A 12735-nucleotide genomic window follows, 5' to 3' on the forward strand; every position below is an offset into this window, starting at 1 on the left:
GAATTGGCGAAGCATGTGGCTGTTCCTTGAGCTGTTCCGAAGGGGACGCGATAGCGGTCCAAAGATCTCTATCGCACCCTTACAGACTAAGCACTGCGGCACCTCGCCAGAACATCCATTTGCATCTCAAGGTATAGTGCATTTGCACCTTCGCGCTAGCCTTTGACCCGCCACTGACCCGAGAACAACCCACGCTCGCGGGCCCAGACAATCGCCTCGCTGCGACTGTGCACATCGAGTTTGGAATACACCGTCGACACGTGATTGCGCACGGTATTAGGCGCCAGTTTCAGCCGCGCGGCGATTTCCTTGTCGGCCAGGCCTTCGCAGATCAGGCCGAGCACATCGCGCTCCCGGGCAGTCAGGTCAGTGAAGGACACGCTGGGTACCTTCGGTGAGTTGACATGCTTCACGTTGGCGAGTTTTTCGATCAGCGTGCGGCTGAACCACGAGGCGTCTTTCATGACCTCCTCAATGGCCGACACCAACTCCAGCTCCGTGCGTTTGCGCTCGGTGATATCCATCAACACCAACAAGTAGCATGGGTTGTCCTGGATGTTCACGGTGTCGGCGGAGACTGCGCAGTCGATCTCCCCGGCGTCTTTTTTACGCATACGTACGTCGATCCGGTCCAGGCTTCCGGCTTTCTCCAACGCCGCGAACAACTTCGTACGAGCGCCTTTGTCATGGATGAAATCGATCGCCGCGAGGGTCTTGCCGAGCACCTCTTCGCTGGGGTACGCGAAGGTGTCCAGAAAGGCTTCATTGACGTCCATCACCACCTGATCGCCGGCGTTACACACCAGGATCGGCACCGGAGTCAAGCGAAAGGCCTTGGCAAAACGTTCCTCACTCTGGCGCAGAGCGACTTCGGCCTTGTGCCGAGGCTCCATGTCCACGAAGGAAAACAGCATGCAGGCCTCGTCGTTGAGCTCCAGGGGTTGGCCGGCGACGATGACCTGTCTGCTGCCCCCTTCGGGCAATTGCAACTCGGCCTGCATCTGCGGAATGGTGGCCCCTTCGCGCAACCGTTGCTTGGCCAGGTCTTTGTTCTCGGCCCCCTCCAGCACATCCAATTCATAGGTTGAACAACCGATCACCTGATCACGGGAGTAACCGGTCATTTCCAGGAATCCGGAATTGACCTTGATGTAGCGCAAATCGCTGAGGCGACAGATCACCGCCGGGGCGGGATTGGCGTTAAAAGTCTTTTCGAATCGCTGCTCGGCACTGGCCCATTCGGTGACGTCGTCCATGATCAGCACCAGCGACTCCGGTTCACCGGCGCTGTCGGTCAGCACCATGCTGCGCACGTTGTGGACCCAGGTACGCTCTTCGTCCCCTGCGGGCATCACCTCGACCAACACATCACTGAACGTTTCGCCCCGAGCCACGCGACTGATCGGGTAATTGTCCGCCGGGACCGGGTGATTATTGCGATAGCGCAAGGTAAAGCGCCGGGCATATTCCCTGGCATTGGCGCCCAGATCATCGATCCGACTGACACCGTGCATGGCCAGCGCGGCCTCGTTGGCCCAAAGAATGGTCTGGTCGAGCTCCAGCAGAATCACCCCGTCGGACAGCCCCGCGATGATCTGCTGCAACTGGCGGCGATTGGTTTCGGTGGTCAGGACGTCCTGGCTCATTGCATCTCCACGGGTGTGGGGGCGCGTTTACGCGCTGCCCTGTGAAGATTACGACCGCTGGCGTTGATGTTCGTGCAGAAGGTGATCACCGAATAAACATGAAAGACCGCATCCGCGTGATCACTGGTGTACCTGCTCAATGTAGGAGCTGCCGCAGGCTGCGATCTTTTGCTGTTCAGGCCGCCAATTTTCCAGACGCGATGGCCGCCGAAGCTGCCAGCATCGCCCGCAACAGCACCGCACACCCGGCCGCCAGGTCATCCGGCGCGGCGTTCTCGATTTCATTGTGGCTGATGCCGCCTTCGCACGGTACGAAGATCATCCCGGCCGGACCAAGCTCAGCGAGGAAGATTGCGTCGTGCCCTGCCCCGCTGACGATGTCCATGTGCGACAGGCCCAGCCCTTGGGCGGCGCCGCGCACCGCTTCGACACAACCCTTGTCGAAGTACAACGGCGGAAAATCGGCAGTGGGCGTCAGTTCACAGGTCAGGCCGTGGGCCTCGCAGGTGGTTTCAATCACCTCGCGGACTTCGGCGATCATCGAATCCAGGCGCGCCGGTTCCAGATGACGGAAGTCCAGGGTCATGCGCACTTCACCGGGAATGACGTTGCGTGAGCCGGGGTAGGCTTGCAGGCAGCCGACAGTGCCGCAGGCATGGGGTTGGTGGCCCAGGGCGGCACGGTTGACGGCGCCGACGATGATCGCGGCGCCAACCAGGGCATCCTTGCGCAAGTGCATCGGGGTCGGGCCGGCGTGGGCTTCGACGCCGCGCAGTTTCAGGTCGAACCATTTCTGTCCGAGGGCGCCCATGACGACACCTATGGTCTTGTGTTCGTCTTCGAGGATCGGACCTTGCTCGATGTGCGCTTCGAAATAGGCCCCTACCGCGTGACCGCTGACCTTGCGCGGGCCGGCGTAGCCGATGGCGTTCAATGCGTCGCCGACGGTGATGCCTTCGGCGTCGACCTTGGCCAGGGTCTCTTCGAGGGTGAATTTTTCCGCGAACACGCCGGAGCCCATCATGCAGGGCGCGAAGCGCGAGCCTTCTTCGTTGGTCCAGACCACCACTTCCAGCGGTGCTTCGGTTTCCACACCCAGGTCGTTGAGGGTGCGCAGGACTTCGACGCCAGCCAGCACACCGAAGCAGCCATCGAACTTGCCGCCGGTGGGCTGGGTGTCGATATGGCTGCCGGTCATGACCGGTGGCAAGTCCGGATTGCGCCCGGGGCGGCGGGCGAAGATGTTGCCGACGGCGTCGATGCTGACGGTGCACCCGGCCTCCTCGCACCACCGCACGAAAATATCCCGGGCCTGGCGGTCGAGGTCGGTCAGGGCCAGGCGACAGACACCGCCCTTGACCGTGGCGCCGAGTTTTGCAAGCTCCATGAGTGACTGCCACAGGCGGTCGCGGTTGATGTGCTGATGGGTGGACTGCAGAACGTCTACGGCTGCGTTCATGATGATTTCCTCAGGCAGTTCTTATGGATTTCTTCAGGCATTTGCTGTGTGTATTTGCGGCCGTCATCGCGGGCAAGCCCGCTCCCACAGGGATTCATGTCGTACACAAATGTTGTGTACACCCGAACAATTGTGGGAGCGGGCTCGCCCGCGATGAGGCCAGTGCTCACACCGCAGATTTCACTGCAGTCGGACTCGGCCGCATCGCACTCAACCCGTAATAAATCACCCCGCCCAGGGCCGACCCGGTAAACCAGCCATAGCTGTAGAACCAGCTGAACGCATCACTCCCGAGCGACAACAACGTCAACACCACCGGCACACCGAAGGCGATAAACCCGAACCAGTTCCACGCCGGGTAAACGTCATCGCGATACAGCCCGGCCAGATCCAGTTGCTGCTTCTTGATCAGGAAATAGTCCACCACCATGATCCCGGCGATCGGCCCCAACAAACTGGAGTAACCCAGCAACCAGTTGGAATAGACCGTTTCCAGGCTCAGATCGGAAACAATCAGCCCCAGCTTTTTCAGCAGTTCATGCCCCATCAGCACCAGCCCGACCAGCCCGGTGAGCATCACCGCCTTGGTCCGGTTGATGACCTTGGGCGCAATGTTCTGGAAGTCGTTGGTCGGCGAAACGATGTTGGCCGCCGTGTTGGTCGACAGCGTGGCGATGATGATCAGCGCCATGGCCAGCGCAACCCACACCGGGCTCTGGATATGGCCGATCAGAGTGACCGGATCGGAGACGGTGACGCCCACCAGTTTCACGGAGGCGGCCGTCATCACCACGCCGAGGGAGGCGAACAGGAACATGGTCAGGGGCAAGCCGATGATCTGCCCGACAATCTGGTCTTTCTGGCTTTTCGCATAGCGACTGAAGTCTGGGATGTTCAGGGACAAGGTGGCCCAGAACCCGACCATCGCGGTCAGGCCGGCGGCGAAGTAACTGACCACACTCGCCCCTTCCGGACGCTTGGGCGGGATCGCCAGCAACTCGGTCATCGACACATTCGGCATCGCCCACACCAGCAGCCCCACACCCACCAGCACCAACAGCGGCGCCGACAGGGTTTCCAGCCATTTGATCGATTCGGCGCCACGAATCACCACCCACAGGTTCAGCACCCAGAACACCATGAAGCCGATGACTTCTCCGGTACCGCCCAGTGACTTCCAGCCCTCGAATACCGAACCCAGAAACAGGTGGATCGCCAGCCCGCCGAACATCGTCTGGATGCCGAACCAGCCGCAGGCCACCAACGCGCGGATCAGGCACGGAATGTTGGAGCCGAGAATGCCGAAGGACGAACGCAGCAACACCGGAAACGGAATACCGTATTTAGTGCCGGGGAAGGCGTTCAGCGTCAGCGGGATCAGGACGATGATGTTGGCAAACAGAATCGCCAGCAGCGCCTCGCCCACGCTCAGGCCGAAGTAGGCGGTCAGTACCCCGCCGAGGGTGTAGGTCGGCACGCAGATCGCCATGCCGACCCACAAGGCGGTGATGTGCCATTTGTTCCAGGTTCGCTCGCGCACTTTGGTCGGTGCCATGTCGTGGTTGTAACGGGGACTGTCGAGGACATCGCTGCCGGCTTCGAGCTCGAACAAGCCGTCGCGCTCGGTCACTTGCGATCTGATCTGTTGCATGGCCGCTCCACTGTTCTTTGAATTATTTTTTGCTCATCAGGGCTGATGGCTTCAATAACCGTGCCGGGCACCCCGTCTGCGCATCGGGCAGTTCCATAGAAACTTTGCAAACAACTGATGTACATCAGTTTTGATTATCAGAATATGAATCCCCGTTTACTTGTCATGCCTCTTCGGCTGACGATCTGACAAGTCGTCCAAACAGCCGGGACTCAATCTGGTGCAGCTGTTTTTTTTCAAGGTTGCGCATCAACCATAGACCATCCTTCAAGCGGCTGATTTCACATAGAAATCTCGTTCATTTTCAGAACCTGTCAAGTGCGTCAAAATGGTGAGGTGCCTCACCATTTTAGTGAATTTGTTATTTTATCTTTCAATATCAACATGTTAAAAAATATATAAGCTTATAAAAATATTCTTGCCCAATCCCCAAACTGCAGCTAGCGTCTATTCCTGACAGCACTGACAGGAATACGCCTGTTTGTGTCCGCGTCTATAAAACATTTAGAACCGGCACCAGTCGGTCATTGCCTGCGAGGAACTCGGAATGTCTCTGTTGATCCGTGGCGCCACCCTTATTACCCATGATGAAAGTTATCGGGCCGACGTCTATTGCGCCGACGGCGTGATCAAGGCCATCGGTGACAATCTGGATGTACCGGCGGGCGCCGAAGTGCTCGACGGCAGCGGCCAATACCTGATGCCCGGCGGCATCGACCCGCACACGCACATGCAACTGCCCTTCATGGGCACCGTGGCCAGTGAAGATTTTTTCAGCGGCACCGCAGCGGGACTTGCCGGCGGTACCACGTCGATCATCGATTTCGTGATTCCCAATCCGCAGCAATCGCTGATGGAAGCGTTTCATCAGTGGCGCGGCTGGGCCGAGAAATCGGCAGCGGATTACGGCTTCCATGTCGCCATCACCTGGTGGAGCGAGCAGGTTCGCGAGGAAATGGCCGAACTGGTCAGCCAGCATGGCGTCAACAGCTTCAAGCATTTCATGGCCTACAAGAACGCAATCATGGCCGCCGACGACACCCTGGTGGCGAGTTTCGAACGCTGCCTGGAGCTGGGTGCAGTGCCGACCGTGCACGCGGAGAACGGCGAGCTGGTCTATCACCTGCAACGCAAGTTGATGGCCCAGGGCATGACCGGCCCTGAAGCGCATCCGCTGTCGCGTCCTTCGCAGGTTGAAGGTGAAGCGGCGAGCCGGGCGATCCGTATCGCCGAAACCCTGGGCACACCCTTGTACCTGGTGCATGTCTCGACCAAGGAGGCTCTCGACGAAATCACCTACGCCCGCAGCAAGGGCCAGCAAGTCTACGGTGAGGTGCTGGCCGGGCATCTGCTGCTGGACGACAGCGTCTACCAACACCCGGACTGGCAGACTGCTGCCGGTTACGTGATGAGCCCGCCCTTCCGTCCTCGCGGTCATCAGGAAGCGCTTTGGCACGGCTTGCAATCGGGCAACCTGCACACCACCGCCACCGACCACTGCTGTTTCTGCGCCGAGCAAAAAGCCGCCGGCCGTGACGATTTCAGCAAGATCCCCAACGGCACCGCCGGGATCGAAGACCGCATGGCGGTGCTCTGGGACGAAGGGGTGAACACCGGCCGCTTGTCGATGCAGCACTTCGTGGCCCTCACCTCCACCAACACCGCGAAGATCTTCAACCTCTACCCGCGCAAGGGTGCGATTCGCGTTGGTGCCGATGCCGATCTGGTGCTGTGGGACCCGCAGGGTACGCGGACGATTTCGGCGAAGACGCATCACCAGCAGGTCGACTTCAACATCTTCGAAGGCAAGACTGTGCGGGGCGTACCGAGCCACACCATCAGCCAGGGCCGGGTGGTCTGGGCCGATGGCGACTTGCGGGCCGAGCGTGGTGCCGGACGGTATGTCGAACGGCCGGCGTATCCGGCGGTGTTTGAGTTGCTGAGCAAGCGGGCCGAGTTGAATCAGCCGACTGCGGTTAAACGCTGAGAGCGGCCTTCGGCCTATCGCGGGCAAGCCCGGCTCCCACAGGGATCTTCAGCGTTCACAAAACCCTGTGGGAGCGGGCTTGCCCGCGATGAGGCCAGTGCAAGCAACAAAAAAACCAATGCCCATCAGAGGCAACACCTCAAATAACCGTGAGGCCAATACCGTGATCAAGACCCTGAACCACCTCCCGCATCCCCCTGAGAATGCGGCCGCCCTCGCCGGCCATTTCACCGATCTGGCGCCGCCACTCAACGATCGCCAGGCCCATCTGGAAGCCTCGCGCTGCCTGTATTGCTACGACGCGCCCTGCGTGAATGCCTGTCCGAGCGACATCGACATTCCCTCGTTCATCCGCAACATCCACCAGGAAAACGTGCAGGGCGCTGCGCAGAAGATTCTCTCGGCCAATATCCTCGGTGGCAGTTGCGCGCGGGTGTGCCCGACGGAGATCCTCTGCCAGCAAGCCTGTGTGCGCAACAACGCCCACGAATGCGCGCCGGTGCTGATCGGCCTGTTGCAACGTTACGCAGTGGACAACGCCCACTTCAGCGAGCATCCATTCCAGCGCGCCGCCGCCACTGGCAAGCGCATCGCCGTGGTCGGTGCCGGTCCTGCCGGGTTGTCCTGCGCTCACCGCAGCGCCATGCACGGGCATGACGTGGTGATATTCGAGGCGCGGGAAAAAGCTGGCGGCCTCAATGAATACGGGATCGCCAAGTACAAGCTGGTGGACGATTACGCGCAGAAGGAGCTGGAATTTCTGCTGCAGATCGGTGGCATCGACATCCGCCACGGCCAAAAGCTTGGCGAGAACCTGACCCTCAGCGAGCTGCATCAACAATTCGATGCCGTATTCCTTGGCCTCGGTCTCGCGGCCAGCAAGCAACTGGGCCTGCCCCACGAAGATGCACCGGGCTTGCTCGCCGCCACCGACTACATCCGCGAACTGCGCCAGGCCGATGACCTGACTCAACTGCCGCTGGCGGACCATTGCATCGTGCTCGGTGCCGGCAACACCGCCATCGACATGGCCGTGCAAATGGCCCGTCTCGGCGCTCGCGACGTCAATCTGGTGTATCGCCGCGGTGTCGCGGACATGGGGGCCACCGGCCACGAACAGGACATCGCCAAGGCCAATCAGGTACGTCTGCTGACCTGGGCCCAACCCGAGGAAGTATTGCTTGACCATCAAGGCCAGGTGCGCGGCATGCGCTTCGCCCGCACTCACCTGGTGGAAGGTCGCCTGCAAACTACCGGGGAAACCTTCGACCTGGCCGCCGACGCCATTTTCAAAGCCATCGGCCAGGCCTTCGACGCCGACGCCCTCGCCGATCCGCTGGCCCGTGAACTCAAGCGCCAGGGCGAGCGAATCCTGGTCGACGAACAGCTGCGCACCAGCATCCCCGGGGTGTATGCCGGCGGCGATTGCACCAGCCTCGATCAGGACCTCACCGTGCAGGCCGTGCAGCACGGCAAACTGGCTGCCGAAGCCATCAACGCCCAACTCATGCTCAACGTGGAGGCTGCGTAAATGGCCGATCTCTCGATTGTCTTTGCCGGCATCAAAGCCCCCAACCCGTTCTGGCTGGCGTCCGCGCCCCCAACCGACAAAGCCTACAACGTGGTCCGCGCCTTCGAGGCGGGCTGGGGTGGCGTGGTCTGGAAAACCCTGGGAGAAGACCCGGCGGCGGTCAACGTGTCGTCGCGTTATTCCGCACACTTCGGGCCCAACCGTGAAGTGATGGGCTTCAACAACATCGAGCTGATCACCGATCGCTCGCTGGAAATCAACCTGCGGGAAATCACCCAGGTCAAGAAAGACTGGCCGGACCGCGCGCTGATCGTCTCGCTGATGGTGCCCTGTGTCGAAGAGTCGTGGAAATTCATCCTGCCGCTGGTGGAAGCCACCGGCGCCGACGGCATCGAGCTGAACTTCGGCTGCCCTCACGGCATGCCGGAGCGAGGCATGGGCGCGGCGGTCGGCCAGGTGCCGGAGTATGTCGAGCAGGTCACCCGCTGGTGCAAGACTTATTGCTCGCTGCCGGTGATCGTCAAGCTCACGCCGAACATCACCGACATCCGCGTCGCCGCCCGTGCCGCCCATCGTGGCGGTGCCGATGCGGTGTCGCTGATCAACACCATCAACTCGATCACCAGCGTCAACCTGGAACGCATGGTCGCCAATCCTGCGGTCGGCAGTCAGAGCACCCACGGCGGTTATTGCGGGTCTGCGGTCAAGCCGATCGCGTTGAACATGGTCGCCGAAATCGCCCGGGATCCGCAGACCCAGGGGCTGCCGATCTGCGGCATCGGCGGGATTGGCAGCTGGCGCGACGCGGCGGAATTCATCGCCCTGGGCAGCGGCGCGGTGCAGGTGTGCACGGCGGCGATGCTGCATGGATTTCGGATAGTCGACGAGATGAAGGATGGCCTGTCACGCTGGATGGACAGTCAGGGTTATGCCAGCGTCACCGATTTTTCGGGGCGTGCGGTGAGCAACACCACGGACTGGAAGTACCTCGACATCAACTATCAGGTGATCGCGAAGATTGACCAGGAAGCCTGCATCGGCTGCGGTCGCTGCCACATCGCCTGCGAAGACACCTCGCACCAGGCGGTGGCCAGCCTCAAGCAGGCAGACGGCACGCATAAATATGAAGTGATCGATGAGGAGTGCGTGGGCTGCAACCTGTGCCAGATCACCTGTCCGGTGCAGGACTGCATCGAGATGGTGCCGATGGAGAATGGCAAGCCGTTTCTGGATTGGAATCATGATCCGAGGAATCCCTATCACGTATCCTCCTGACATCAGCGGCGCCTGAACTGACGCCATCGCGGGCAAGCCCGCTCCCACAGAGTTTTATGTCGTACACAAATCTCGTGTACACCAGCGAACCCTGTGGGAGCGGGCTTGCCCGCGAAGAGGCCGGCAGCCACACCGAAATCCTCAAGGCTCCAACCCAATCCCGCGCAAGATCACACTGGTCACCGTCTGCAGCGCCCGCTCGAACTGCATGTCCGACAACGGCTGATGATCATTGAGAATATTCACCTGATGATCAAAGTCAGCATAATGCTGGGTCGAGGCCCAGATCATGTACAGCAGGCTCGAAGGCTCCACCGGCAGGATGCGTTTATCCTCCACCCACTGGCGGATTTTCGCTTCTTTCATCTTGGCCCAGTCATACAGGCTCGCGTCCAGTTTCTCACCCAGGGTCGGGGCGCCGTGGATGATTTCGTTGGCCCAGACTTTGGAGCCGTAAGGCCGGCTGCGGGAGTGGTTCATCTTGGCGCGGATGTAGCTGCTGAGGACCACCCGTGGGTCGTCGAACATCTCGAAGCAAAGGGCGTCCTGTTTCCAGACTTCGAGCAGATCGAACAGCACGGCGCTGTACAGCTCGCTCTTGGTGCTGAAGTAGTAATGCAGGTTGGAGCGCGGCAGTTGCACCTCGGCGGCGATGTCGGCCATGGCGGTGCTGCCGAAGCCTTTTTCGGCGAAGACCTTTTCGGCCCCCAGCAGAATTTTCTCGACGTTACTGCGGCGGATCTCGATCTTGTGATTGCCCATGAGGGCTCCCTGACACCAGCGTTGCTCAAGACTAGCATCCGCTCTACTTCGGGGCGACAGGGGAAAACGAATCTTCCTGCGCCCGGTTTCATGCTCATGCAGGTAAACTGCCCGCCTCTTCGAACCTGCCTCTGAGGTATCCACGATGCTGCTCAAGAACGCCCTGACCACCGCCGCCCTCCTCGGCTCACTGTTCGCCGCCTCATCGGTGTTGGCCCATGCCCATTTGAAAAGCCAGGCCCCGGCCGCCGACAGCACCGTCAGCGCACCGGCGGAACTGCGCCTGGTGTTTTCCGAAGGCATCGAAGCGACCTTCACCAAAGTTACCCTCAGCAAGGACGGCGCCGACATTTCGCTGAAAAGCCTGGCCACCGAAGGCAGCGATAAAAAGACCCTGGTCGTGACCCCGGCGGCGCCTTTGGCGGCCGGGGCGTACAAAGTCGAGTGGCATGCGGTGTCGGTCGATACCCACAAAAGCGAAGGCGCCTACAGCTTCAAGGTTGGCCAGTAATTCATGACGAGTGCGATGGTGCTGTGCCGTTTCCTGCATTTCACCGTGATGTTGATGCTGTTCGGGGCCTGGATCTTCAAGCCTTTGCTGTTGGGCCGTGAAACTGCGCTGGATCGGCCTCTGGCGCGGGCGAGCCGGTGGCTTGCCGGGGTGGGGTTGCTCAGCGGCGTCAGCTGGTTGCTGCTGATCACCGCCAGCATGGCCGGCTCCTGGGCGGCGGCATTCGATCCGTCGACCCTGGGGCTGGTGTTGGGCAAGACGTTTTTCGGCCAGGTCTGGCGCTGGCATTTGCTGCTCAATCTGCTGTTGCTGGCGTTGCTGCTGACGCCGCTGCACGGCAACCTGCCCTGGCGGATAGTCTTGAGCAGCCTGTTGCTGGCGACATTGGCCCCGGTTGGCCATGGCGCCATGCTCGACGGCAATGAAGGCCGGTTGCTGATCCTCAATCAGATCATTCACCTGACCTGCGTCGGCGCCTGGCTCGGTGGTTTGATGGTGTTGGTGATGATCCTCCTGCGACCAGACACACACTCCGTCAAAGCGATATTGCACCGCTTCAGCGGTGTCGGTTTCGCCTTGGTCGCCGGGTTGCTGATCACGGGGCTGATCAATGTCCGGGTATTGACCGGGGCGTTCTGGCCGACGCCATTGTTGAGTGGATTTGCCTTGATTCTGTTGATCAAGGTGCTGCTGGTGGGCGCGATGCTGGGGTTGGCGCTGTTCAATCGGTTGCGGATCCGGGATTGCGAGCGGCGCATGACGGCGTTGCGGGCCAGTGTGGTGCTGGAGTGGTTGCTGGGGATTGGGGCGGTGGCGGCGGTTTCGCTATTGGGAACCATGCCGCCCATGATCGCTGGCTGAAAATCCGCTAAAAGATCGCAGCCTTCGGCAGCTCCGCTCGGTATGGGACGTCGTGAGGCTGCGATGTTGCCGCAGGCACCACAAGATCAAAGTCAAAAGATCGCAGCCTGCGGCAGCTCCTACAGGGACCGTATTCCAGCGCTGGTGACGTGTGCACCGAAAATCCAATGTAGATACCGTCTTGAACCTCACTGAGCAAGCCCAAGTTTCGGGTCATATGGTTGGCCCGACTTGAGCACGCCGTAAACGAAATGCAGCAGCTTGCGCAACGCCTATTTCAATCGCAACTTCACCAACCCGGCCAACGCCCAGGGCAAGCGAGCTGCCGAAGCTGATGCACCGCACGGTGCGCACGATTTCGATCGTGATGATCTGATCGGCTTCGCCGCCAGCTTTGGCTACATCATGACCCTGATGCAGATTCCGTCGAAGATCACCACGATGTTCCTGACCCTGTCGGACAACCGCTATGTGATCCTGATGTGCATCAACGTCATGCTGCTGTTGCTCGGCACGGTGATGGACATGGCGCCGCTGATCCTGATCCTGATCCTGACACCGATCCTGATGCCGGTGATTCTGGGCATTGGCGTGGACCCGGTGCAGTTCGGCATGATCATGCTGGTGAACCTGGGGATTGGCTTGATCACGCCGCCGGTGGGTGCGGTGCTGTTTGTGGGGTCGGCGGTGGGCAAAGTCAGTATCGAAAAAACCGTGAAGGCGCTGCTGCCGTTCTATGGCGTGCTGTTCCTGGTGCTGATGGCCGTGACCTATATTCCTGCGCTGTCGCTGTGGTTGCCGCATTGGGTGTTGTAAAAGCTTGAGTATGTCCGTGCCCAATGAAGTTTCTTCTGCGGGGCACGGCCCTTTGTGGCGAGGGGGCTTGCCCCCGTTCGGCTGCGAAGCAGTCGTGAGTCCAGCCAACTCGGTTCGTCAGTAAGGTCGCCGGGGCCGCTTTGCGGCCAACGGGGGCAAGCCCCCTCGCCACAGGGATCTGTGCAGGCCTCTAAATCATTTACTTAGCAGGTCAACATGTCTGCAGTATCGCGAGC

General features: G+C 60.4%; 9 protein-coding genes and 1 pseudogene. 6 read left to right on the forward strand and 4 right to left on the reverse strand.

Going from position 1 to position 12735, the window contains the following annotated elements:
* Positions 1-155: 155 nt before the first annotated feature.
* The 3 genes from ACA062_RS17335 to ACA062_RS17345 form a co-directional block, all read right to left on the reverse strand.
* Positions 156-1646 (reverse strand): PAS domain S-box protein, encoded by a 1491-nt coding sequence (locus tag ACA062_RS17335; RefSeq protein WP_497452198.1) that lies wholly within the window; start codon positions 1644-1646, stop codon positions 156-158.
* Between the two features lie 175 nt (positions 1647-1821).
* The gene (locus tag ACA062_RS17340) at positions 1822-3105 is read right to left on the reverse strand and encodes a Zn-dependent hydrolase (protein ID WP_497452199.1); all 1284 of its coding nucleotides are present in this window, start codon (positions 3103-3105) and stop codon (positions 1822-1824) included.
* Positions 3106-3271: 166 nt separating this feature from the next.
* On the reverse strand, positions 3272-4756 hold the full coding sequence (locus ACA062_RS17345; RefSeq protein WP_497452200.1) for an NCS1 family nucleobase:cation symporter-1: 1485 nt from the start codon (positions 4754-4756) through the stop codon (positions 3272-3274).
* Between the two features lie 547 nt (positions 4757-5303).
* Between ACA062_RS17345 and hydA the strand changes: the two genes are divergently transcribed.
* From hydA to preA, 3 genes are all read left to right on the forward strand, one after another.
* Positions 5304-6743 carry a dihydropyrimidinase gene (gene hydA / locus ACA062_RS17350; protein ID WP_497452201.1) on the forward strand — a complete coding sequence of 480 codons (1440 nt, stop codon included), beginning with the start codon at positions 5304-5306 and terminating at the stop codon, positions 6741-6743.
* Positions 6744-6906: 163 nt separating this feature from the next.
* Complete coding sequence (locus ACA062_RS17355; protein WP_497457441.1) at positions 6907-8274, forward strand: NAD(P)-dependent oxidoreductase; 1368 nt, start codon at positions 6907-6909, stop codon at positions 8272-8274.
* On the forward strand, positions 8275-9549 hold the full coding sequence (gene preA / locus ACA062_RS17360) for an NAD-dependent dihydropyrimidine dehydrogenase subunit PreA (protein WP_497452202.1): 1275 nt from the start codon (positions 8275-8277) through the stop codon (positions 9547-9549).
* 141 nt (positions 9550-9690) lie between these two features.
* Here the strand turns inward: preA and ACA062_RS17365 are convergent, their stop codons facing one another.
* Positions 9691-10311 (reverse strand): TetR/AcrR family transcriptional regulator, encoded by a 621-nt coding sequence (locus ACA062_RS17365; protein ID WP_497452203.1) that lies wholly within the window; start codon positions 10309-10311, stop codon positions 9691-9693.
* Between the two features lie 145 nt (positions 10312-10456).
* Between ACA062_RS17365 and copC the strand changes: the two genes are divergently transcribed.
* The 3 genes and pseudogenes from copC to ACA062_RS17380 form a co-directional block, all read left to right on the forward strand.
* Positions 10457-10822, forward strand: coding sequence for a copper homeostasis periplasmic binding protein CopC (gene copC / locus ACA062_RS17370; protein WP_497452204.1), 366 nt, complete (start codon positions 10457-10459; stop codon positions 10820-10822).
* Positions 10823-10825: 3 nt separating this feature from the next.
* Positions 10826-11683, forward strand: a complete 858-nt coding sequence (gene copD / locus ACA062_RS17375; RefSeq protein ID WP_497452205.1) for a copper homeostasis membrane protein CopD — start codon at positions 10826-10828, stop codon at positions 11681-11683.
* A gap of 319 nt (positions 11684-12002) precedes the next feature.
* Positions 12003-12499 (forward strand): annotated as a pseudogene (locus ACA062_RS17380) (TRAP transporter large permease subunit); the annotation flags it as partial.
* Positions 12500-12735 lie beyond the last annotated feature (236 nt).

This window comes from Pseudomonas sp. LBUM1679 (assembly GCF_059695565.1).

Bases quoted from the DNA above. Each gene is read 5' to 3' on its own strand.
- copD (WP_497452205.1), top strand. From the start codon at position 10,826: ATGACGAGTGCGATGGTGCTGTGCCGTTTCCTGCATTTCACCGTGATG.
- copC (WP_497452204.1), top strand. From the start codon at position 10,457: ATGCTGCTCAAGAACGCCCTGACCACCGCCGCCCTCCTCGGCTCACTG.
- ACA062_RS17365 (WP_497452203.1), bottom strand. From the start codon at position 10,311: ATGGGCAATCACAAGATCGAGATCCGCCGCAGTAACGTCGAGAAAATT.
- preA (WP_497452202.1), top strand. From the start codon at position 8,275: ATGGCCGATCTCTCGATTGTCTTTGCCGGCATCAAAGCCCCCAACCCG.
- hydA (WP_497452201.1), top strand. From the start codon at position 5,304: ATGTCTCTGTTGATCCGTGGCGCCACCCTTATTACCCATGATGAAAGT.
- ACA062_RS17345 (WP_497452200.1), bottom strand. From the start codon at position 4,756: ATGCAACAGATCAGATCGCAAGTGACCGAGCGCGACGGCTTGTTCGAG.
- ACA062_RS17340 (WP_497452199.1), bottom strand. From the start codon at position 3,105: ATGAACGCAGCCGTAGACGTTCTGCAGTCCACCCATCAGCACATCAAC.
- ACA062_RS17335 (WP_497452198.1), bottom strand. From the start codon at position 1,646: ATGAGCCAGGACGTCCTGACCACCGAAACCAATCGCCGCCAGTTGCAG.